19 protein-coding genes and 1 other RNA gene are annotated in these 20,610 nt (G+C 42.6%); 7 read left to right on the plus strand and 13 right to left on the minus strand.

The features are described from left to right. A partial coding sequence (locus tag ABY436_RS12305) for an efflux RND transporter permease subunit (RefSeq protein ID WP_372739263.1) occupies nucleotides 1–1,741 on the plus strand: 1,741 nt, incomplete at its 5' end. A 187-nt stretch (nucleotides 1,742–1,928) separates the two neighbouring features. On the opposite strand, the gene ABY436_RS12310 is transcribed toward ABY436_RS12305, so the two are convergent. Continuing rightward, on the minus strand, nucleotides 1,929–2,945 hold the full coding sequence (locus ABY436_RS12310; protein WP_372739264.1) for an NAD(P)-dependent alcohol dehydrogenase: 1,017 nt from the start codon (nucleotides 2,943–2,945) through the stop codon (nucleotides 1,929–1,931). Nucleotides 2,946–3,161: 216 nt separating this feature from the next. Between ABY436_RS12310 and ABY436_RS12315 the strand changes: the two genes are divergently transcribed. After that, entirely contained in the window at nucleotides 3,162–4,076 is a 915-nt protein-coding gene (locus ABY436_RS12315; protein ID WP_372739265.1) for a DNA ligase, read from the plus strand. Nucleotides 4,077–4,082: 6 nt separating this feature from the next. On the opposite strand, the gene ABY436_RS12320 is transcribed toward ABY436_RS12315, so the two are convergent. Next, nucleotides 4,083–4,694 carry a DNA-J related domain-containing protein gene (locus tag ABY436_RS12320; protein WP_372739266.1) on the minus strand — a complete coding sequence of 204 codons (612 nt, stop codon included), beginning with the start codon at nucleotides 4,692–4,694 and terminating at the stop codon, nucleotides 4,083–4,085. A gap of 170 nt (nucleotides 4,695–4,864) precedes the next feature. Between ABY436_RS12320 and ABY436_RS12325 the strand changes: the two genes are divergently transcribed. Further along, entirely contained in the window at nucleotides 4,865–5,350 is a 486-nt protein-coding gene (locus ABY436_RS12325; RefSeq protein ID WP_372739267.1) for a DUF3465 domain-containing protein, read from the plus strand. 78 nt (nucleotides 5,351–5,428) lie between these two features. Continuing rightward, nucleotides 5,429–5,902 carry a peroxiredoxin gene (locus ABY436_RS12330; protein WP_372739268.1) on the plus strand — a complete coding sequence of 158 codons (474 nt, stop codon included), beginning with the start codon at nucleotides 5,429–5,431 and terminating at the stop codon, nucleotides 5,900–5,902. Between the two features lie 144 nt (nucleotides 5,903–6,046). Here ABY436_RS12330 and ABY436_RS12335 read toward each other — a convergent pair whose 3' ends face one another. Both ABY436_RS12335 and ABY436_RS12340 read right to left on the minus strand, forming a co-directional pair. Further along, nucleotides 6,047–6,625, minus strand: coding sequence for a YceI family protein (locus tag ABY436_RS12335; protein ID WP_372739269.1), 579 nt, complete (start codon nucleotides 6,623–6,625; stop codon nucleotides 6,047–6,049). Continuing rightward, complete coding sequence (locus tag ABY436_RS12340) at nucleotides 6,622–7,191, minus strand: cytochrome b (protein WP_372739270.1); 570 nt, start codon at nucleotides 7,189–7,191, stop codon at nucleotides 6,622–6,624. Before ABY436_RS12340 ends, ABY436_RS12335 begins: the two co-directional genes overlap by 4 nt. A gap of 177 nt (nucleotides 7,192–7,368) precedes the next feature. Here ABY436_RS12340 and ABY436_RS12345 point away from each other — a divergent pair, with 177 nt between their 5' ends. Together ABY436_RS12345 and ffs are read left to right on the plus strand one after the other, a co-directional pair. After that, complete coding sequence (locus tag ABY436_RS12345; protein ID WP_372739271.1) at nucleotides 7,369–8,304, plus strand: LysR family transcriptional regulator; 936 nt, start codon at nucleotides 7,369–7,371, stop codon at nucleotides 8,302–8,304. A 115-nt stretch (nucleotides 8,305–8,419) separates the two neighbouring features. Further along, nucleotides 8,420–8,516, plus strand: an RNA gene (gene ffs / locus ABY436_RS12350) — signal recognition particle sRNA small type. A 397-nt stretch (nucleotides 8,517–8,913) separates the two neighbouring features. Here ffs and ABY436_RS12355 read toward each other — a convergent pair. Continuing rightward, nucleotides 8,914–9,621, minus strand: a complete 708-nt coding sequence (locus ABY436_RS12355) for a transglutaminase family protein (RefSeq protein ID WP_372739272.1) — start codon at nucleotides 9,619–9,621, stop codon at nucleotides 8,914–8,916. A 199-nt stretch (nucleotides 9,622–9,820) separates the two neighbouring features. Beyond that, entirely contained in the window at nucleotides 9,821–12,541 is a 2,721-nt protein-coding gene (locus ABY436_RS12360) for an NB-ARC domain-containing protein (protein ID WP_372739273.1), read from the minus strand. Between the two features lie 908 nt (nucleotides 12,542–13,449). Here ABY436_RS12360 and ABY436_RS12365 point away from each other — a divergent pair. Continuing rightward, the gene (locus tag ABY436_RS12365; RefSeq protein WP_372739274.1) at nucleotides 13,450–13,761 is read left to right on the plus strand and encodes a hypothetical protein; all 312 of its coding nucleotides are present in this window, start codon (nucleotides 13,450–13,452) and stop codon (nucleotides 13,759–13,761) included. 569 nt (nucleotides 13,762–14,330) lie between these two features. On the opposite strand, the gene arsJ is transcribed toward ABY436_RS12365, so the two are convergent. From arsJ to ABY436_RS12400, 7 genes are all read right to left on the minus strand, one after another. Further along, nucleotides 14,331–15,548, minus strand: a complete 1,218-nt coding sequence (gene arsJ, locus ABY436_RS12370; protein WP_372739275.1) for an organoarsenical effux MFS transporter ArsJ — start codon at nucleotides 15,546–15,548, stop codon at nucleotides 14,331–14,333. A gap of 3 nt (nucleotides 15,549–15,551) precedes the next feature. After that, entirely contained in the window at nucleotides 15,552–16,562 is a 1,011-nt protein-coding gene (locus tag ABY436_RS12375) for an ArsJ-associated glyceraldehyde-3-phosphate dehydrogenase (RefSeq protein ID WP_372739276.1), read from the minus strand. A gap of 117 nt (nucleotides 16,563–16,679) precedes the next feature. Continuing rightward, nucleotides 16,680–17,627 (minus strand): cation diffusion facilitator family transporter, encoded by a 948-nt coding sequence (locus ABY436_RS12380; protein ID WP_372739277.1) that lies wholly within the window; start codon nucleotides 17,625–17,627, stop codon nucleotides 16,680–16,682. A 116-nt stretch (nucleotides 17,628–17,743) separates the two neighbouring features. Beyond that, nucleotides 17,744–17,983 (minus strand): thioredoxin family protein, encoded by a 240-nt coding sequence (locus ABY436_RS12385; protein ID WP_372739278.1) that lies wholly within the window; start codon nucleotides 17,981–17,983, stop codon nucleotides 17,744–17,746. 11 nt (nucleotides 17,984–17,994) lie between these two features. Next, a complete protein-coding gene (locus ABY436_RS12390; RefSeq protein ID WP_372739279.1) occupies nucleotides 17,995–18,987 on the minus strand; it encodes a permease in 993 nt (330 codons plus the stop codon). A gap of 115 nt (nucleotides 18,988–19,102) precedes the next feature. Continuing rightward, nucleotides 19,103–20,128, minus strand: coding sequence for an ACR3 family arsenite efflux transporter (arsB, locus tag ABY436_RS12395; RefSeq protein ID WP_372739280.1), 1,026 nt, complete (start codon nucleotides 20,126–20,128; stop codon nucleotides 19,103–19,105). A gap of 64 nt (nucleotides 20,129–20,192) precedes the next feature. Next, complete coding sequence (locus tag ABY436_RS12400) at nucleotides 20,193–20,537, minus strand: metalloregulator ArsR/SmtB family transcription factor (RefSeq protein WP_372739281.1); 345 nt, start codon at nucleotides 20,535–20,537, stop codon at nucleotides 20,193–20,195. Nucleotides 20,538–20,610 lie beyond the last annotated feature (73 nt).

Below are 20,610 nucleotides of genomic sequence, written 5' to 3' on the forward strand. Positions count from 1 at the left end.
CGGCTTATCGCCCGATGCCAGCGGCGAGTTCACCAATAGTTTGTTTTGGGTGCTGTTTATCTCGTTACTGCTGAGTTGGGTTCTGGCGATTACCATCACCCCCTTCTTTTGTTATCTGATCTTTAAAGATAAACCCATGTTACATACGGATGAGTCAGATACCGATGAGTCAGCTTCATTCGATCCTTACAAGGGTGTGGTTTATCAGGTTTATCGTGCGCTGCTGAATGTATCGCTGCGCTTTCGCTGGACAACCCTGTTAGTCATGCTGGTGATCCTGATGGGGTCGGTATACGGCTTTAAATATGTAAAACAGGGCTTTTTTCCGTCGACCTCTCTGCCGATGGTACAAGTGGATTATTGGTTGCCCCAAGGCAGTGATATACGTGCAACCGAAGCGGATTTAAAGCAGCTTGAACAGCAAATTATGAGGCTGCCCAATATTGATAAAGTCGTGAGCACTATTGGTCGTGGTGCTGATCGGTTTATGTTGACCTACAGTCAGGAATGGAGCTTTGCCAGTTATGGTCAAATTATTTTACAGACCGACAGCTTTGAGGACCTTGAGCCTGCCATATCGCAAATAAAGACGATCTTGCAGGAAGAGTATCCGCAGGCATTTACTAAATTTACCCGCGTATCGATAGGACCTTCGACAAAAGCAAAAATTGAGGCGCGTTTGATCGGATCTGACCCGGATCAGCTACGTGAGCTGGCGTCTCAGGTGACAGCCGTTTTCAATGCTGAACCAGAGGCGGTTAATGTCGATCAGGACTGGCGTTCGCGGACTAAGGTTTTGCGGCCTGTCTATGATGATGCAGAAGGTCGACGCCTGGGTATCAGCGAGACTGATCTTAATCAGGCGATCAAAATGCATGTCAATGGACTGCAGGTTGGCATCTATCGTGATGGTTCGCAGTTGCTACCGATTAGGTTGCAATCGCCGGAGTCTGAGCAGCAGGGGGTTGATGCACTGAAAAACCTGCAACTCTATAGTCCGGTTAAAGGGGCTTATGTGAGTATCGGCCAGGTGGTAAACCGCTTTGACATTGCGTGGGAAGACCCCCTGATAAAACGCCGTGACCGCAAGCGAACGCTCTCGGTGATGGCCGATCCGGATCTTGAAAGTGGTATCACTGCCGCGGATTTGTTGAGTAAGTTAAAAGATAAAGTTGAAGCGATACCACTGCCGGCGGGATATGAGCTTGAATGGGGAGGCGAGTTTGAAGCTCAGCAAAAAGCCAATAAAGCCGTGTTCACACCGTTTCCTTTAGGGATATTGGTGATGTTTATTATCACGGTTTTCATGTTTAATTCCATGAAGCAGACCTTAGCCGTGTGGCTGACGGTGCCTTTGGCGATTATTGGCGTCACTTGGGGATTAATCATCATGGGGGCTCCGTTCAGCTTTACTGCCTTGTTGGCGATTCTTAGTCTGGTGGGAATGCAGATTAAAAACGGTATCGTCTTGGTAGAGGAGATTAAACGTCTTGAAGAGGAAGAATCTGCCCCTTGGTTATTAGCCATACAAGATGCCGCGGTGAGTCGTGTCAGACCGGTAGCCATGGCCGCGCTGACAACGATTTTAGGCATGATTCCTTTATTGAGTGACGTGTTTTTTGAACCCATGGCCGTGACTATTATGTTCGGTCTGGGCTTTGCTACTATATTGACCCTGTTTGTTGTGCCTGTGCTGTTTGCTCTGTTTTATGGCGTAAGTAGCCATAAAAAAAGCAGTTAAGAAAGAGAAAATAACCTATCTGCTCTCTAGGAAATAAACACTACAGAGAGTTAACCAGGGATGGTTTTATGATTTATCTGGTCTGCTAACAACGCTGCCTGTTAAGGCATTAATCGGTTGATCGACGAGGGTAAAAAACAGTTATGGCAGGGAAGCTCGGGGTAGTCAGCTTCCCCAGGGGGTTAAATTAGTCTTCGCTTTCGATGACAACTTTGCCGAAATGTTTAGCCTGAGCCATCCATTGATAAGCGTCAATCGCCTGTGAAAAAGGGAATGTTATATCAATTTGAGGATGAATTTGATGAGCTTCCATTGTGGAGGTTAGCTGTTCAAGCATCTCTGTACTACCGACATAAATACCTTGAATCCGTAATAGGTTGAAAATAGTCATTAAGCTCATAGAGGGGCTTTCTAGCCCGGTAAGAATGCCTATAAGCGATATTGTTCCGTTTGGTTTTACGCAGCTTGAGGATTTCTCAAAAGTGCCAGCGCCGCCAACCTCCAGAACATTATTTACACCTTCTCCGTTAGTAATTTTAAGGACTTCTTCTTCCCAGTCAGGATGGGTTTTATAGTTAATAGTATGGTCTGCACCTAATGTGCGCGCACGTTCTAATTTTTCATCGCTGGATGAGGTGATAATTGTTTTGGCGCCGAGCGCTTTAGCAATCTGCAAGCCAAAGATGGAGACGCCGCCTGTTCCAAGTAACAGAATAGTGTCATCTGGTTTTAATTCACCCACACAGACAAGCGCGTGCCATGCCGTGGTTGCTGCACAAGGTAACGTCGCTGCTTCGGCATATGACAGGTAATCAGGTATTTTTACACTGCAATCTGCTTTTAGAATAAAGTAATCAGCGAGCACACCATTTATGCTTCCTCCCATCGCTGAGTTAAGTCCGGCATCATCAATCTTGCCTTCTTTCCATTCTTGAAAAAAGTTACCAATGACCCGATCACCGGGTGTAAAGCCAACAACTGACGAACCTACGCTGACTACTTCACCGGCCCCATCAGATAACGGAATGATGGGACGTATGTCATTTCTGACATATCCTCCCATGGTGATTAGAATGTCACGATAATTGAGTGAACAAGCTTTCATCTTTACTAGGATTTCATCAGCAGCAAGTGTAGGAATATCGATTTCTACTTGTTGGATTGCATCAATACCATCGGCTGTTGTTACTTGATAAGCACGCATTATTTTTCCCCGAGAAAGTTGAGGTTCGAGGCTTGCATGGTCAAGCGAGCGCTGCAACTATTTATCCAAAAAACTGTTCTAAAGTAGGTGCTTATATAGCCTTTTCTAGTAGAGGTATTTAATAGTAATTCAACGATTATCCAAGAGTGGGCACTAGAGAATCAGTTTTGCTCTATAGTAAGTAAACACTGAAGATAGATAACCAAGGATGGTTTTATGACTTATCTGCGCAATAAATACGCTCCACATCTCTATTACACCACTTCTTCGCTGACCGCCTGGGCTTTTCTGGGGGGATTGGCGGGGTGTTTACTGAGCAGCAGCGGTCTGGCTGTCGCTAACACCGACAAGCTTCCGGCGTTACAGCTAGCCGGGAGTCTCGATCATGCCGACCTTAATATCGACTTAAAAGGTTATTGGTATGCTGAAAAGCTGGATGGCGTCAGAGGTTACTGGGATGGCCGGCAACTGTTAACGCGTCAGGGTAATCCTATTCATGCGCCAGAATGGTTTACCCGAGCGTTGCCTGACTTTGCCATTGAAGGCGAGTTATGGATCGGGCGGCAAAAATTTGATCACCTCTCGGGTGTGGTGCGACAACAACAGGCGGATGAGAGCCGCTGGCGACAAGTCCGCTTTTATCTGTTTGACCTGCCACACTACCCCGGTACATTCGGGCAGCGCAGAACAATGCTGGAAAAATGGGTTACTTCAATCGGGCAACCACATATTCAGGCCGTTGCACTCTTTCCGTTTGTTTCACATCAGGCGCTTTTGCAACAACTTGCTGACTGGACAGAACAAGGAGCCGAGGGCGTGATGCTGTATCGTAGTGAAGGGCTCTATCAGGCCGGACGTAGCCATGATCTGCTCAAGCTAAAAGGTTATGAAGATGCAGAGGCCCGGGTGGTCGCTATCTTACCCGGAAAAGGAAAGTATCAGGGCATGCTAGGGGCGCTACTGGTTGAAAATAGCGCAGGAGTCCAGTTCAAAGTCGGCAGTGGCTTTACGGATGCCGAGCGAAAAGCACCGCCGCAGATGGGAACAATGATTACATACCGGTACAACGGTAAAACACGTAACGGCATACCCCGTTTCGCGCGTTTTGAGCGCATCCGCCTCGATGATTAATGCAGATCAGGTAAGATCAGTCTCCTGTAGCACCTCATAGGCTTCCCTGATTGCAATAAAACTGGCTGAATCTCCGCCCTTATCCGGGTGGTGTTTGGCAGCCAGTTGGCGGAATTGCCGTCTAATCGTAGCTTGGTCCGGGACTTGCTCCGCTATTTCTAAAATATCGAGGGCTTGTTGGCGCTGTTCTGGGTTTAAAAAGCGTTGCCAAAAGCTGTTGAGTAAGCGAATCACCGATGCTTCATCTGCTTCGTTATAGTGCGACCAGTCAAGGTAATAGGATTTTAGCGCTTCATTGCGGCTTTGTTCGGGCAGTGTTGTCGCTTTTTTGTCGCAATGAAGCGCTTTGCTGCAGGGCGCTTCGCTACAAGGGTCAAGATGAATATCCAGTGCTGAGATCGACAGGTAAAGAGCTTCCTCTTCCCATAAGGTAATTTGTAAGTGATAAAGTGCATTCATGGTCAGAAAGTGTTTTTGAAACAGGGCGACATCTGCTTGTGAATCCAGTGCATCAAAAATCCCCGCTGCTTCAATGGCCTGAATCAAGGTGAACTCACTCAAACCGGCCGGGTGCTTTTTCAGCGAAGCCAGAATAATGGCTGTGATAGGGTTGTGCATTGAATATCTCCTTAATTACAACACTATCAGTATCAGTGTTTTTTGGGATAACGCTGTTACTTAGCTTTATAGGTTATTAAAATCAGGGCATTAGTCAAACCCATACTATCAATTTACAGGTGAATTCGGCTGCAATAGGGCGTGCACCTGCGTTAAAAAAGGAAAAGCGTGTGAAAATACCGATGAGTCCTAAGTCGCGGATTCTGCTGATTATTGTGTTGGGGCTTGTGTGGATTGCGAATGAGTATCAATCGGGCAGCCAAACCCCACAAAACAGTGTAGCAACTTTTGAATCAACATCACCGGCATCGATTGAGAGTGGACCGTTAAGCCAAATAGATGAAGCTTTCAGTAATCGGCAAAGTGATCTGATTGTTGAAGAAGAAGGGCGCGTTATTAAGGTTCTCCCGGACGATACCAAAGGATCGCAACATCAGCGCTTTCTGGTGGAGCTAAATTCAGGGTTAACGGTCCTGATAGCACACAATATTGATTTGGCTCCCCGCGTTAGCCGCTTAAAATCGGGTGATGTTATCCGTTTTAAGGGTGAATATGAGTGGAATGAGAAAGGTGGTGTAGTGCATTGGACACACCATGATCCGGCAAAGCGACATGTGGGTGGGTGGGTTGAGCTGGACGGTAAACGCTATGAGTAGGTGAAAACCCTGGTTTTTAATGCTGTTCGTTTCAGTGAAATCTGATTAAAATGAACGTCACACTTTGTGGAGGTTGTCATGATTCAATTAGGAAGCTCAATTCCAGCCGTCGCTTTGACGCTGGTGACAAAGGAAGGTCAGGAAACAGTGATGGCGGATACGCTTTTCGCCGGAAAAAAAGTTGTTTTGTTTGCTGTGCCAGGGGCTTTTACGCCGACGTGCTCGGCACATCACCTACCAGGGTTTGTTGTTCTTGCTGATGAGATCAAAGCGAAGGGTGTGGATATGATCGCCTGTATCTCTGTGAATGATGCGTTTGTTATGCGCGCCTGGGGCGAGCAGCAAAACGCAGAAGAGATAACGATGCTGGCGGATGGTGGTGGTGCGTTTACCAAAGCACTCGGGCTTGAGATGGAAACAGGTGATTTCGGCGGAATGCGCTCGCAGCGATATGCCATGATTATCAATGACGGTGTTGTAAAGCAGCTAAATGTAGAAGCACCAAAGCAGTTTGAAGTGAGCAAGGCCGAATCGATTTTAGCCGCTCTGTAAAAAAGATAACGGTTGCCTGACGTAAGGCGGCTTGACTACCGGTATTCACCGGATGAAAAAAAGGCACCTGACGGTTATACCGCAGGTGCCTTTTTCATATCGAAGCCATTTTTAAATTGGAGCCGTGTTACATTGAAGGAATGATTACTGTTTAACGCCCTCAAGAGTTAGATCCAGATACATTGTTTCAGCTGCAGGACCTAAATTGTAGTCGATACCAAAATCTTTCATTTTTATCTCGGTAGAACCTTCAAAGCCTACACGGAAACCACCCCAGGGATCGTTGCCTTCACCTATTTTACTAACATCAATGACAACAGGCTTAGTTACGCCATGCAGTGTCAGGTCGCCAGTCAGGGTAGCCGAGCCGTCACCGTTGTCACTGTATTGGGTGCTAACAAATTTAGCGGTCGGGTATGTTTTAACATCCAGGAAGTCACCACTACGAATGTGCTTATCGCGCTCAGCGTGATTAGAATCGATACTCGATGTATCAATATCAACAGTAATACTGGAGTCGTTTGGCTGCTCTGCATCATAGCTGAACTGGCCTTCAAATTTATTGAAGCGACCGGTTACGAAGCCAATACCTAAATGACTAATACGAAACTCGATAGATGCATGCGCGCCTTTAGTGTCAATCACGTAATCAGCGGCATACAAAGGTGAAGAAGCGAGTACTAAGCTACCCAGCGCGACTGAAGTTTTTAGAAATGTGTTCATGAATTCTCCTTGGTGCCCAACATTCTTTTGAGTGTTGAGTCTTTATCGATAAAGTGATGTTTAAGAGCAGCGATAGCATGTAAAGCCGCTAAGGAAATAAGTGATGTCGCCACAATGAAGTGGATCTCACCGGCAACATCTTCCTGATTTTCAACAAGTTCAGGTAAAGCCGGTACGTTAAACCAGTTGAAGACGCTGATAGCGCGGCCATCAGCGGTAGAAATAAGATAACCCGAGACTAAAACAGCCATCAGCAAGAGGTACAAACCGATATGCCCCAATTTTAACAGCAGTTTGATGAGTGCTGAGTGGGAGCTGATAGGTGCAGGTTGGGGGTTGATCGCTCGCCAAACAAGTCGGATAGCCAAAGTAATAGCAATCAGAATACCGATACTCTTATGCCAGTTGGGCACTATTTGATATTCCGGATCGTAGTATGTCAGCGAATCAATATATAAACCCAGCGGATACATGCCGAAGATAGCCAGTGCAATCAACCAATGAAGTACGATAGCACCCCAGCCATAATAGTTTGATTGATTGCGTAACCCTTTGACTAGCGCCATTTTTTCTTAATCCTTGTTGATAAAAAATTATACTGTCCGTTAGCAATAGTCGGACTCTCATAGGTGACTTAAGTTCTGTATATCGTGCTTATTGTCGATCTTTATTAATAAGCTTTTGATGGACAGAGTGTAATGGCACATAATGAATTCATCTAATGCATTATGGTGATGCTTGCTATGCGTAAAGTGAATTTAAGGTCGGTTGATCTAAATCTTTTAGTGGTGTTGGAAGCATTGCTCGAAGAAAAGCAGGTAACTAAAGCTGCAGAGCGATTGCATATGAGCCAGCCTGCTGTCAGCAGGGCGTTACAAAGGCTACGCACTACGTTTGCTGATCCATTGTTGGTAAGAAGTGCTGAAGGCTATGACTTATCCGTGCGGGCAGGGCAGATTATCGGTGATCTGAAAAGCCTCTTACATAGTGTTAGCCAGATCATCTCTGAAACTGAATTCAGCCCGAAAACATCCAAACAGACCGTCAAAATTGCCGGACCCGATCTGGAAACAGCGCTGTATGTACCCGATCTGCTCGCGATTATGAGACAAGAAGCGCCCGAAATGCAGGTAGAGCTTGATTCAAGGCCGGCCGACTATTTTGAGATGCTCTCACGAGGTGATATCCACTTTGCCATTTCCGGTGTTGCTCCGCAGACAGCGGAAGATCAATTTCATAGAGCCATACTGGATATGACTGATACCGCGCTGATGATGGGGACGCATCACCCGTTGGCAGACAACCCAATAACGCTGGATGCATACCTGGCCGCCCGGCATGGGTTCATCTCGATTACCGGAAAGGGGCCCGCTATGATGGATAGCCGCCTGCGGGAGATGGGAAAAAAGCGTAATACGGTATTACGCTTAAGTAGTTTTATGTCGGTAGCCGACTTTTGTGAAAAAACAGACCTGATCTTTATGCTGCCGATAAACCTCATCCAGAAAATTTCATTAGGCAGGGCGGTCGTGACTTGTGCATTGCCGCCAGAATTAAAAGCAGATCCCTTACCTTTCTACCTGTATTGGCACGCCAGAGATCACCACGATGGGATGCATCGCTGGATAAAAAATGCAATATTGCAGCAAGCCGGGCAGCACTCTGTATACAAAGTGTGAGATAGAAATCAGAAATATTGGAAAAACACGACTTTATTTTGCAATACAAAAACAGGCTGGTATACTGCGCGCCTGTTCTGCAAAGAACAGGAAGAACGGCCTGCTATGGTAGCTCTGCCGGTCCTCTCGCAATGATAAACCGTGAATCTGGTCAGGCCTGGAAGGGAGCAGCCACAGCGGTCGATTCGTGTGCCGGGATGTGGCTGGTGGAGCTATCACCATAGATTTAAGTCTTTTGTCGTTTCCAGCATAAGTCTGCATAAAATCCACATAAGTTTGCATAAAATCCATATAAGTTTGCATAATTTGCACAAAAAGCCTTCATAAGGTATATTTTTGTAGTAATACTACGAAGATGGTGGCAATGCTATGTATCGACGTAATCTTAAACATTCCCGCGTAAAAAACCTTTTTAAGTTTGCCAGTCTTAAAATGGATAGCGTTATGACCGTTGAATCCCAAGTGCGTTCATCTCCAATCATTTAAATCCCCGAAAGTGATCGTTGAGCGAGCGGAAGACCATGGCAGCTGTCGACCCCAAGCAGACATTAACGTCGCATTCAAAAGCCGAGTGAAGCACAGCGTATCGCGGTCGGTTGCAACGTTTGGTTATGTGATTTTCGCATCTCTGATTTTCGATACATTCAAATTCATAAGTTTTCTTACTACATATTTATATAGGAAAGCTTTGATACCACTTAAATTGGATCCATGTTTTTTATAAAAGGAATCGGGGTTATCAAACACTCCAAAGTCATGGTTTATACCTTCTTTTTGAATATAAGTGTCAGATCCATTCCAGTCTATTTTCGGATTTTTAAAGTCAGAAGTGGCCACTCCATATCCACAAAAGGATCCTGTAGCATCTGGAAAAATACATTGAAGTTTGTTCGAATAATTTTTATCCAGAATAAAGCCCTCTAAGTTCAACCATTTTTCTTGATGATATATTTCCACCCAACTATGGATAATACTGTTTGGGGCCATCAAATAGGGCAGGCCTGTAATTGCCCCTTTTTGTAATTGCTTGTCAATTGTAAAGCCATGAAAGCGACATGGAATACCAACGGTTCTAAGCAATGCCATAAGCAGGGTGCTTTTTGTATTACATTGACCGTAACCATCCATCAGGACTTTTGATGCTGTAATTTTATCAGACTCGTTGTAGCCAAAAACAATATCGTTTTGAACAAAATGATAAATAGAACCAATCTTCTCGTACTCTGTTAAACCTTGCCACTGCTGGTTATTGACCAACTCTTCAATGAGGGAATGACTGAGATCAAGAAGTTCGGTTTCGTCTAAGTATTTTTCCATTGGGTTTCCTGATAGGACACATAACGCCCGCTATATTTGGCACCAGCCTGCCCAAACGATTGACTCGACTCCGAGGAGGTTAGGTCGCAAGCGACCCCAAGCTGACATTAACGCCTGCATCAGGTGCGCCGAAGGCGTCACCTGGATGCACATGTTAAATGGCACATGCACGTATGTATATTTATGAATTGCAAAGCAACTAGATTAGATGAACTTTCTTAGCAGATGGGCCTCTTGGTTCAACACTTGATATAAAAGCAACTCTGGTGTCTCGATAGTCACTCATATTATCTAATAAACTTGGTGGCATGATTTCTCCTCGATGGAAGAAATAATCTGTACCGTCATCACCAGCTATAAAACCAAATGAAACATTGTTAGCTGCTTTACAGTTTAATTCTTTGATTACGCCGTGTTCGAAGCCACCTATATCATCTGTACTGTCACTCATCTGAGATGCAATATCTAACCACTTATCTTTGTTTTCAGAATTTATTCTATCCGAAGCTATCTTTATTTCATTAGAAAGTTTTATTTTATGGTAGACACTGAGTGAATTAATAAAAGGTTCAATGGCGCTTATGGCCATACAACCGAGTTTTACATTATGATTGAAACAGTCAATTTTATCGATTTCGCATAGCAATTTGCAGTAAAATGACAACATCCTTTCATCAAAATTTGATGTATTGAATGCATTGCTGAAAATTTCCAGTGCACGAGTAAGTTTAGCTTCAGCTTCTGGATAATCGTTGTCAGCTATCAACCTTCCTGCATATCGCTTGTAGCAATCGATTATTTGTTGATAAGTGCTTATTCTGAATTTTCTGTGTTGGCTAATACTTTGCTCAGGAAATATACGCTCGTAGAGATAGATAGCATCAGCATACTCACCTGTTCGTGTTTGAATTAGTGCTTTAAATGATAAAAGTACGTTGTCACTAGAGTTTAGCTCTATAGCGTTGTTTATCTGAATTAATGCAAGAGGGTATTCTTCTTGTTTCATCAAAAACTGGCTGTATGAGTAATATGCAATTATGGATTTGGGATTGTATTCTATAGCGCTTTCATACTCAGATTCAGCTTTGTAAGGATTACTGCTCAATAAATAAGCACTTATTCGATAGCATTCAGAAAACTCAGGCATCATTTGTTTGGCTTTTTTTATAAGATCCAAAGCAGAATCAATATCCTCATTGGATCTATATGTTTTTAAAGCTCTCTTTAAATATACTGCACAAATCTTTTCATCCTTATTTGACGCATGTATATGGGTTACATCCAAATGGTAGTGGTTGTAGTCCATAATTCCTTCTTGGATGTGCTGCTTAAGTTCTCTATTTCTCTTCCTTACTGTTGCGACAAAGCTGTCCTCTATTTTAGCTACTGAGGTAAGATAATCATTAGCAATATTTGTAAGTGTATAAACCCTTATTTCATCGTCCTGATTGTTTGATGAAACCTCTGATTTCAACATGCTTGAATTATTCAAGTTGTGAAGAGCTTCAACTATATCAAGCTCATTCTTCTCACTTAGGAAAAAACGTAACTCTACAGCTGAGACACTGTTCCTGAGACAAGTAATTGTTTTAATTATCTCAAGTTCTGTTTCACTAAGCCGTTCATATAGGTTTTGAAAACAGAATTTTAAGGCATCCTGGTAAGAAATAGATTCTTTGTTTAAGATATCACCACGAGTCTGGCCTGACCCTATACTTAAAACGTACCATTTTATTAATAATGGGTTGTGATGAAGTCGCCTTGCTAGTTCTTTTAATAATGTATTATTCTTCTTTTTTAGGGACTCAATATTTAAAAGTTTCGATAGATTTCTTATCAAATCTATAGAAGATTTTGAGTCTAGGCTGTCGAGTTTATAACGGTATTCAACCTCCCCTAATCCTACTCGAGTTGTAATAAGAACTTTTGATCCTTCAGGTATCTCAGCAAGGAATCTCCTTACATTTTTTTTCTCAATAGTTTCTAGGTTGTCTATACATAAAAGTATTTTAAACTCTTTCATGTATAGAGAAATCTCTGATAGGAGATCATCTATATCACTATCTATATTAATTCCTAATTTTTTTCCAACATCTTGATATAAGCCAAGGCTACTTACAATAGCATCTCTCAGCTGAATTACTCCAGATGAAGTTAATCGGTTCGCTTTAAGGGTTACCCAAATTATTATTTCAAAAGCACTATCATTTGAGGACTCACAATTTTCTAAAACATCATATAAGCATCTTAAAGCCAATGCAGTCTTACCAACACCGCCTTCTCCAATTACAGAAATAACACGAGTGTGTGAGTATATTAATTCCTTAATGGCGTTTCTTTCGTCCTTTCTTCCAAGGAAACCTGTGTCATCAAACTCAGGAAGAGGTAGGTTATTGATGACAGATGTATTTGTATTACTCCAATATGAAGGTATTTGTAGTGAAAGTGCAAATGATGGATTTTCAAGGTTGTTCAAGGCTTCGTTTATGTTACTCCACCAGTGCCGAGAACCTACCTCTATTAAGCCTGTGCAAAAATCACTCAACTCATTTATATCGTTGTATTCTAAAGGCCGAGAATGACAAACTCTATTTCTTGCCTGTACTAGCCTGTTAAGACCATTGGTTATTTCTGCCAATTCTTGACTGGAAAAACTAGTTTGTCTTATTTTATTTTTAGACAAAATTTTTGAAAGATCTGAAAAATCGCTAAATTCAAGAAGATTTTCTAAAGAATCATCGTCATTGAATTCCTCATTGAAATGAGATTTGTAACGAAGCATTGCATGTTCAGTAACATCTGAAGGTATCTCAAACTTATTTGAGGAGTTCATGCTTCCGATTACATTTCTTAGATCTGTTTCAATAGCCGATACTAATGAAAAACAAGTCATTCTCGTTGCAAAAGTTTTTGTAGCCATAATTGTCCGATTTTAAGGTAATAGTTATTATTTTTTAGGTGAATTATTCCATATGGAATGGGGTTTATATCTCAAATGATGTAAAGATTTTTGTTGTGCCATTTAACAGCCCGTTTAAGAGGCCGTTGGCCTCATAACAGTTATTAGAGGGCCGACACGAAAAAATGAACTATTTAAAAAAAGAGAAGTAACATTATGATTTGAAAACATTTTTAGCTTCCTTGTAATGAAACATAAATCCATTAGTGTTGCCATTGGCCTCATAATATATGCCAAAAGGGCCAAGATTACCATACGGTACATAAACGCACATAAAGCAGAGCTTACCTATCAGCAGGAAGATTAGTCCGCTTTTGGCACGGATCTGCCAAAACGCTTGATCTGATTTTATTAAGAGGTCGCTGATCTACAGCACAGACTCATTATCGAACGCATTCGAATATTAAATAAGGTAACATTTCGACAGGCTGCTTTATCTCTCAATTTTATGCAAACTTATACTGCATCAAATCCACATATGTCTGCATAATCAGTATTTTTGTAGTAATACTACGAAGATGGTGGCACTGCTATTTATCGTCGTAACCTCAAACATTCCCGCTTAAAAAATTTTTTAAGTTTGCCGTCTTAAAATGGATAGCGTTGTGACTGTTGAATCCCAATCGCGTGCATCCTCCGTCATCTGAATCCCCGAAAGACCATGGCAGCTGTCGCTCCACGGCGGTCATTAACGTCTAAAGCAGCCTGTCGCTTTAGCTGTCCGCTGATTATTAATGTCCCTTATAAGGGTTTCCTAAGATGGCAATATAATAGCTTGTCGATTGCCAGCACCCTGAATCTTTAGTAGATTGTATTTTACTAGTACCTTCTGGTTTATTGTAAAAATGTTCCCATAGGGAGTCTAAAACATGACCACCAAAGAACAGTTAGTGGAGCAACACATTCGCGAGTACGAGTCTCGCAGCAAACATATTGATGAACTCATAGTTCGTGCCAACGAAGCTACAAAAGATTTGGGTGACGATCATCATATCAAAACCGAGCTCAATGAATATTTAGAGCAAAAAGCGAAGATGGTTGAAGACACCGAAAAATTCAAGAGAATGTCTCTGGATCACTGGCGTGAAGATTCCATCCGGAGCGCAGGACCTATGGCTATCTGGGATGTGCTCGCGCAAAAAATTGAAGAGTTGATAGAACGCACGGAGAAAAAAAACTAAACAGGTTACTGACTGGCTATTTCGTTTTTAGCTTCAATAAACACCCGTTTTATTTCGGGATCTTGTTTTATTGGTTAATTAATTAAAGCAATAATCTGTTCAGTACTATCCGCCGTTTCGCTACCGTCAAAATCGACGCTAGTATTATTCGCGTTTATCTGTAGCCTGGGTCTTGTAGTAGATTAATAGAATTGTGTGGGTACTAATACTTCCTATACTCTCCCAATCTTTTAAATTGATTTCACCGACCCTTTGAGAACATGAGAACAAGTATGACATTTTGCATCTGAATCAAGGTTGCGGAAGTCATTATGGCGCTTGAGAGCGGGCATCGCCTGTGTAATGAATCTATTCATGCAGTACCCCCTCAGCAAAAATGCGCCCTACTGGTTTAAAGAAGTTTTCATACAAGCTGGACTCAAGCGGGGCCTTTAGCTTCTACAAATGTATCAATCTTTCGGTGGAGCAGGTGAGGGGGGATCGCAGTTTTGAAGTGACATGACGATACCGTTTCCGGTCTGCTGCAACCCCGGCTGTTAGAACAAGCATTACGCATCCTTCCCATTTTTCTAAAAATCTTTATGTTTTGGTAGCTTAAGCGAGATCACGGATGTTATTGCAATAAACATCGCCGAAATCAACAAACACATTGTAAGGCCCGCAACTTGAAAAACATATCCCGATAACACAGTACCGATTAGTCTTCCCATAGCATTAGCCATGTAATAGAAGCCAACATCAAGTGATACCCCATCTTCTTTTGCATAACTAACAATCAAGTAGCTATGGATGGATGAATTGATTGCAAATACGGCTCCAAAGATTAGTAGACCTGTAATCAGGCTTATGGAAGGGTATATGTTATTTTGTAGGAGTATTCCGATTGTGATCGGAATAAATAGTAAAGCTATTGCCCAAATAAATGCGTCTTTTCCATCAGGAGGAATGCCTGTTTTTTTACCTGTTAATAACGGGGCAATTGACTGGATAATTCCGTAGCCAATAACCCAAATCGCTAGAAATCCTCCAACCATCCAATGGTCCCACTGAAAAGTGTTCGCTAAATAAATAGGCAAGGCAACGACAAACCATACATCTCTGGCTCCAAATAGAAACATTCGGGCAGCGGATAAACGATTTATGGCAGAACTTTTTGAAAAAATCTGGCTGAATTTGGGTTTGCTTATAGCTTTACCCATGTCTTTTTTAAGCATCAACAGGCTAAATATCCATACGATAAACAAGCCTACCACCATGCTTGCCAAAGCCCCTTGAAAGCCCAAAAAGGTTAAGAGGGCTCCACCCAGAAAAAACCCCACTCCTTTAAGCGTGTTTTTTGAACCTGTCAGTATGGCTACCCACTTATATAAGGTGCTTTGATCATCTTTACGTACGAGCAATTTAATTGAGCTTTTAGCGCTCATTTTATTTAAGTCTTTTGCGATACCTGACAACGCTTGAGCAGCCATAACCCAGGGGACGGTAAGCAGGCTGGCAGGCACCAGTAACATGGATAAGGCTATAATTTGCATAGCCAGACCAATATTCATAGTTCTGGTCAGACCTACTCTTGCTCCTAACCACCCCCCCACAAGGTTAGTAATAACGCCAAAAACCTCATAGAACAGGAATAAAAAAGCAATCTGTAACGGGTTGTACCCTAATTGATGGAAATGCAGTACTACAAGCATCCGCAAAGCACCATCAGTCAGTGTAAAAGCCCAATAATTACCTGTGACTATTAAGTATTGTCGAACTTGAGGGGGGAGCCCTGCCAGTACACCCATGAATTACTCCTGGTCCATTAATCCAATAAATTTTACAAGCTCTACAGTACGGTTGGCATATCCCCATTCGTTATCATACCAAGCGTATAGCTTCACTTGCGTACCGTTAACCACCATGGTCGACAATGCATCAATGATGCTTGAGCGAGGATCGGTTTTGTAATCAATCGAAACCAGAGGCCTTTCTTCATAACCTAAGATACCGTCAAGTTCCTTCTCAGAAGCACTTTTCAGAAACTGATTTACCTCTTCAATAGTGGTTGCTCTCTCAACCTCAAATACGCAGTCTGTGATAGAGGCATTAGCAAGAGGAACTCGTACTGCATGCCCATTCAGCTTACCTTTTAACTCAGGGAAGATATGAGTTATGGCAGTCGCAGATCCTGTTGTTGTGGGTATCATGCTCATACCGCATGCACGGGCACGACGCAAATCTTTATGCGGGGCGTCCAGAATTGTTTGAGTATTTGTAATGTTGTGAATGGTTGTCATTGATCCATGCTTGATCCCCAGGTTTTCATGAATAACCTTCACAACAGGTGCTAAGCAGTTAGTGGTACAGGATGCAGCAGTAACAATAGGATGTGCTTGCTTGTCATAAAGGTGATGGTTAACTCCCATTACTACGTTAAGCACGCCATCTTCTTTAACGGGAGCCGTTACTACTACGCGCTTCACCCCTTGATCAAGGTATGCTTGAAGTAACGCTGCTTTTTTCATCTTTCCTGATGCTTCTATTACCACGTCACAACCAGACCAGTCTGTATCTTCAATGGCGATGTTTTGAGTACAGGAAATACGTGCGCCATTAACAATAATATCAGAACCTTCTGTACTGGCTTCATGGTGCCAACGTCCATGAACTGAATCAAACGTAATCAGGTGTGCGAGTGTTGGGGCATCTCCCGCCGGGTCATTAATTTTCACAAACTCCACATCTTCCCAATCGAATGCTGCACGAAATGACAGTCGTCCCATGCGACCAAAACCATTAATACCAACTTTAATTGTCATAAATACCTCAGATAAAATAATGTGTGTGAATTAAATTAAGATGATGGCGGCAGTGTCAGTGCTTTTGGGCATAAAGATTGGCCCTTCGCCATGACATCGAAGCCGTTAGTTCCGCTTTCAAGTAATCTCCAATATTTGAGCATTTTGACCAGATAATGGTTGTGGGTCGAAGGTACAGGACAAGGAAGAACATTGTTCTGCAAAACCCAATGATTCTATCTGAATGGTGACATGTGAAATTTTAAACTGATGACGAATTAGCTCTTTAATTTCTTCGAGTAATTCAAATGAATTGTCATCGGGTTGATTGATAACAAGATGTACACTCAGAGAATTTTCAGTTGTAGACATAGCCCATATATGTAAGTCATGGATTTGTTGAACTTGGGGATGGGCAATTAGCGCATCACGAACAGATTTAGGGTTAATGTCATCAGGTACACCTTCAAATAAAAGGTGAGTGGAGCGCTTAAATAATGACCATGTGCTCAAGACCACTACCATTGCGACAATTAAACTCATCATTGGGTCTAACCAGGAGAGTGGCCAAAAGATATAAAGGATGCCAGATATAACCACAGCCAGTGATACCAACGCATCAGCGGCCATATGCAAGAATGCCCCCTTAATATTCAGATCAGACTGACTGCCTTTTATAAAGAGTCCCGCAGTAACAGCATTAATTATTACACCTACACTGGCCACCCAAATAATGGTTTCAGGTTGCGCAGTATGGGCTTGACCAAATCGAGAGATAGCCTCCCAGGCCAATGCCCCCATCGCCAATAGTAAAATCGCTGCATTTAAAAAACTGGCGAGAATGGATGCTTTTTTCCAAGCAAAAGTATGACGCTGATTGGCTTTGATATTGCCCATAGCCACAGCTATCCACGCCAACAACAAACCAGCAACATCTCCCACGTTGTGCGCAGCATCGGCCAGTAACGCGAGAGAGTTAATGTGCCATCCAAACGAAAGCTCTAGCAAAACATAGCCAATATTCAGAGCGATACCTAGGCCGAACAATCGACCATAGTTAGTGGTGTGAGTATGTTGATGGGTCATATTCTGTCACTTTTATCATGCGCGAATTTATAAGCCAGTTAGCTGGGTGCCAGGACTACTAGTATTTAAGAAGCCCCCTTGTTAAGGGGGCCGACTGTCGAATAAGAGTGAAAAATTTACTCCCGCCCTAACCATTCTTTGACTTGGGATGCCTGGGGTATAGATCCGGAATGAATAAGCTTTTCATCGATCACTACCGCAGGTGTGCTCATCACGCCATAACCCATGATAACTTCGGGATTAGTCTCTTTTATTACATTTACATTGATTGATAATGCTTGAGCTGTTTCGGAAATTATTTCTGCTGTCTTTATGCACTTTGCACAACCGCTACCCAGTACTTGTATGTTTTTCATAGTTTTATCCTTTATAGAAATGGAGTGAAGAAATTAAACAACCAACCGACTAAGGTAAAAGCAACCAAAAGTAACGCAAACAGTGTTGCTAATAGTTTCCATTGCATCACTTGTTTGAGCAAAATGAATTCCGGAAAACTGGCAGCTACTGTACTCATACAAAATGCTAATGTTGTGCCAATAGGTAAGCCGTTGACGATTAGGCTCTCCATCACGGGAATTACACCCGTCGCATTAGAGTAAAGCGGTATTCCAAGCATTACCGCCGCAGGCACAGACCACCATTGGCGGTCTCCTAAATGTTCCTGAATCCAACCATCGGGTACAAAACCGTGCAAAGCGGCCCCCAAACCAACACCAATAATCACCCATATCCAGACTCGGCCAAATATTTCAAAAGATTCAGTTTTTGCGAATTGATGGCGTTCCTTCATTGAAAGTTTTTTAGGTTTAGCTACAGAGTCGGTCAGTTCCTGAGATTGTCCTCTCTCCAGAGCTTTTGCAGCAAAGGACTGTAACCATCTTTCGGCTTTAATCGCATCAAGAAATAAGCCCCCCAGAATTCCAACAGACATGCCGATAACTACGTAGAGTACGGTAAACTTCCAGCCCAATAAGCTCATCAGTAAGAGCACTGCCACTTCGTTAATCAGTGGAGAGGTGATCAGGAATGCCATTGTGATACCCACGGGAATGCCAGCAGAGGTAAAACCCAGAAAAACAGGGATACTAGAGCAAGAGCAAAATGGGGTAATAGCACCAAAGCTTGATCCCATCAAATAACCCACCCCCCGATGCTTCCTGGCTAAGTAATCACGTACTCTTTCCACATTCAGTGAGGCACGCATAAGCGCTATCACGTAAATCATAAAAATCAGCAATACGAAAATTTTACTAACATCTTCGACAAAAAAATGTACGGCATCACCTAATTTGGTTTCAGGCGATAGCCCTAGAATGCTATAGGCAAGCCAACTCGCAAAATCACTAAAAATTCCTAACATGACTTAAAGTCCCCTATAAACGCTGTCATTATTGCCACTCCATCTCTTCGAATACACGCTGTGCATTTCGATTTGCTTTCATACGAACTCCTTATCAATCAGCTGGAACTACATGCTATTTATTCAGAGCAAACCAATGCTGCGTCTTATTCGCAAAGTAAACGAGAGAGAGCATCACCGGAACTTCAACTAATACGCCAACAACTGTGGCCAACGCTGCGCCTGAATGTAAGCCAAACAGCGATATAGCCACAGCAACGGCGAGTTCAAAAAAATTAGATGTGGAGATCATGCAAGCCGGGGCCGCGATGTTATAAGGCAGTTTCAATACTTTGGCTGCACCGTATGCTATTGCAAAAATCCCATAGGTTTGAATTAATAATGGAATTGCTATCAACATTATAATTAGTGGTTGCTCCAGAATTCTCAGTGCCTGAAAGCCAAACAACAGAATAACCGTTCCTAATAAGCCAACAATAGACCAAGGCTTTGCAGTGGATAGAAATGAGCTAATCTGTTCACCGTCATTATTTTTCTCAAGATGATGACGGGTAATAATTCCAGCAAGTAACGGTAAAAGAACGTAAAGCACCACCGATATCAACAAGGTTTCCCATGGAACACTAATGTCACTAACGCCTAGCAAAAAAGCAGTGATCGGTGCAAACGCAAAAATCATGATAATGTCATTTACAGACACTTGTACCAGTGTGTAGTTAGCGTCACCTTTAGTCAGTTGACTCCATACAAATACCATCGCAGTACAAGGGGCAACACCCAGTAAAATCATGCCTGCTATATATTCACTCGCTGATTCGGGATCAACATAATCAATAAATAGCACTTTGAAAAACAACCATCCCAACGCAGCCATCGTAAATGGTTTTATCAGCCAATTGATGACGAGAGTAAGGACAAGGCCTCGCGGCTTATTGCCGACATCTCTTATCTTGGAAAAATCTATTTGAACCATCATGGGATAAATCATTACCCAAATGAGCACGGCAACGACCAGGTTTACATGGGCGACTTCCAGCTTGGCAATGATAGAGAAAATTCCTGGTATCCAATAGCCGAGAAGAACACCAGCAGATATGCACAGAGCAACCCATAGGGAGAGGTAGCGTTCAAAAATACCCATGTTGTTTTCCTTTTTAAAAGTCAAAAAAACATATGAATTCTCATATGTGTATAGCTGAAGTTATTTAGCAGCAAACTGCCATTCTTTCAGGACGATCACCCATATCGCTTAAGTTCGATAGACTTTCCTTAAGAAAAACTGAGTTACTTAACGTTGTTTCAGTGATGATTTTTTTGCTCCACTCAGGCAGTGCAGGATTAATACGATAAAAAATCCACTTCCCCTGTCGACGATCCACCAGCAGACCGCACTGACGTAACTGAGCGAGGTGCCTGGAAATCTTAGGTTGGATTTCTTGCAGGGCTTCAATTAGCTCACAAACACATAGCTCATCTTCATGCTCAATAAGTAGTACGCATTTCAGTCGGGTCTCGTCAGCTAGGCATTTGTAAAACTGTACTGGATTCATATTGAGGCCTTGATTATCGCTAAAGAAAACATATATGAAATATTATATATATGAAATTTCATACATGTAAAGA

Source organism: Neptunomonas sp., assembly GCF_041601355.1.
GTDB lineage: Bacteria > Pseudomonadota > Gammaproteobacteria > Pseudomonadales > Balneatricaceae > Neptunomonas.

What these genes read in the sequence shown, in the direction of transcription:
- ABY436_RS12340 (WP_372739270.1), bottom strand. Translation starts at nt 7,191, where the DNA reads ATGGCGCTAGTCAAAGGGTTACGCAATCAATCAAACTATTATGGCTGG.
- arsJ (WP_372739275.1), bottom strand. Translation starts at nt 15,548, where the DNA reads ATGGGTGTACTGGCAGGGCTCCCCCCTCAAGTTCGACAATACTTAATA.
- arsB (WP_372739280.1), bottom strand. Translation starts at nt 20,128, where the DNA reads ATGGGTATTTTTGAACGCTACCTCTCCCTATGGGTTGCTCTGTGCATA.
- ABY436_RS12385 (WP_372739278.1), bottom strand. Translation starts at nt 17,983, where the DNA reads ATGAAAAACATACAAGTACTGGGTAGCGGTTGTGCAAAGTGCATAAAG.
- ABY436_RS12365 (WP_372739274.1), top strand. Translation starts at nt 13,450, where the DNA reads ATGACCACCAAAGAACAGTTAGTGGAGCAACACATTCGCGAGTACGAG.
- ABY436_RS12330 (WP_372739268.1), top strand. Translation starts at nt 5,429, where the DNA reads ATGATTCAATTAGGAAGCTCAATTCCAGCCGTCGCTTTGACGCTGGTG.
- ABY436_RS12320 (WP_372739266.1), bottom strand. Translation starts at nt 4,694, where the DNA reads ATGCACAACCCTATCACAGCCATTATTCTGGCTTCGCTGAAAAAGCAC.
- ABY436_RS12390 (WP_372739279.1), bottom strand. Translation starts at nt 18,987, where the DNA reads ATGTTAGGAATTTTTAGTGATTTTGCGAGTTGGCTTGCCTATAGCATT.
- ABY436_RS12315 (WP_372739265.1), top strand. Translation starts at nt 3,162, where the DNA reads ATGACTTATCTGCGCAATAAATACGCTCCACATCTCTATTACACCACT.
- ABY436_RS12345 (WP_372739271.1), top strand. Translation starts at nt 7,369, where the DNA reads ATGCGTAAAGTGAATTTAAGGTCGGTTGATCTAAATCTTTTAGTGGTG.
- ABY436_RS12380 (WP_372739277.1), bottom strand. Translation starts at nt 17,627, where the DNA reads ATGACCCATCAACATACTCACACCACTAACTATGGTCGATTGTTCGGC.
- ABY436_RS12360 (WP_372739273.1), bottom strand. Translation starts at nt 12,541, where the DNA reads ATGGCTACAAAAACTTTTGCAACGAGAATGACTTGTTTTTCATTAGTA.
- ABY436_RS12355 (WP_372739272.1), bottom strand. Translation starts at nt 9,621, where the DNA reads ATGGAAAAATACTTAGACGAAACCGAACTTCTTGATCTCAGTCATTCC.
- ABY436_RS12310 (WP_372739264.1), bottom strand. Translation starts at nt 2,945, where the DNA reads ATGCGTGCTTATCAAGTAACAACAGCCGATGGTATTGATGCAATCCAA.
- ABY436_RS12400 (WP_372739281.1), bottom strand. Translation starts at nt 20,537, where the DNA reads ATGAATCCAGTACAGTTTTACAAATGCCTAGCTGACGAGACCCGACTG.
- ABY436_RS12335 (WP_372739269.1), bottom strand. Translation starts at nt 6,625, where the DNA reads ATGAACACATTTCTAAAAACTTCAGTCGCGCTGGGTAGCTTAGTACTC.
- ABY436_RS12375 (WP_372739276.1), bottom strand. Translation starts at nt 16,562, where the DNA reads ATGACAATTAAAGTTGGTATTAATGGTTTTGGTCGCATGGGACGACTG.